Source organism: Acinetobacter sp. YH12155 (genome assembly GCF_013418255.1).
Lineage (GTDB): Bacteria > Pseudomonadota > Gammaproteobacteria > Pseudomonadales > Moraxellaceae > Acinetobacter > Acinetobacter indicus.
Genome location: NZ_VPCK01000052.1, coordinates 1 through 1180 on the forward strand (window position 1 = coordinate 1; position 1180 = coordinate 1180).

General features: G+C 35.8%; 1 protein-coding gene. It reads left to right on the top strand.

Annotation, left to right across the window (positions count from 1 at the left end):
- The first annotated feature begins 71 nt into the window (after positions 1-71).
- Positions 72-1162, top strand: a protein-coding gene (locus FTU86_RS13730) for an IS4-like element ISAba1 family transposase (protein ID WP_085940648.1) whose coding sequence is annotated in 2 segments (ribosomal slippage) — positions 72-612 and positions 612-1162 — 1092 coding nt in all. Because the reading frame shifts where the segments join, the coding sequence is not laid out codon by codon here.
- Positions 1163-1180: the final 18 nt, after the last annotated feature.

Genomic DNA, 1180 nt, shown 5'->3' on the forward strand with positions numbered 1-1180 from the left:
CTCTGTACACGACAAAAATAGATAACTCATTGAAATAATGTCACAATAATTGTTTTCTAACGACGAATACTATGACACATCTCAATGAGTTATATCTTATCTTAAACAAATCTCTAAAATGGAACAAGTCACATTTAAAGTGCTTTGCGCTCATCATGCTTGTGATTATTTTAAAGCAAACATGTAATCTTTCTTCTGCATCTAAAGCCTTGCCCATCAAGTGTTTACCACAATCATTTTATCGACGTATGCAGCGCTTCTTTGCAGGTCAGTATTTTGATTATCGTCAAATTTCTCAGTTGATTTTCAATATGTTTTCATTCGACCAAGTGCAACTGACTTTAGATAGAACCAATTGGAAATGGGGAAAACGAAATATTAATATCCTGATGCTCGCAATCGTTTATCGTGGAATAGCGATACCTATCCTTTGGACATTGCTTAATAAACGTGGAAATTCAGATACGAAAGAGCGTATTGCTTTGATTCAACGCTTTATAGCCATTTTTGGTAAAGACCGTATTGTGAATGTGTTCGCAGACAGAGAGTTTATCGGTGAGCAGTGGTTTACATGGTTAATTGAACAAGACATCAACTTCTGCATTCGTGTTAAAAAAACTTCATTGTCACCAATCATTTAGGAAAGAATCATAAAATTAGTGATTTATTTCGCCATCTTAAAGTTGGTCAAATTGAATGTCGTAAACGACGGATTTTGGTTGGTCGGGTGAAACTATATATAAGTGCACTACAGTTAGAAAATGGAGAGCTTTTACTCGTCGTTTCTCCTCAGTTTAATGCCAATGCTATTCAGGATTATGCATTACGCTGGGAAATTGAAACCTTATTCAGTTGTCTCAAAGGACGCGGGTTTAATCTTGAAAATACGCGCTTGACAGACCCTAGACGAGTGAAAAAATTGATTGCGGTGTTAGCTATAAGCTTCTGTTGGTGTTACTTAACGGGTGAATGGCAACATAATCAAAAAAAAGCGATAAAAATAAAGAAGCATGGACGACTCTCAATGAGTTTATTTCGCTATGGTTTAGACTATGTTCAAATGGCGATTCAGCGTTTAATTGGTTTTGGGAAAAAAGAAGAGTTTAAGGAAATTTTGGCAATTTTAAGAAAGCAGAATCCTGATAGGATAAGGGTTCTGTGAAATTTGTCGTGTACAGAG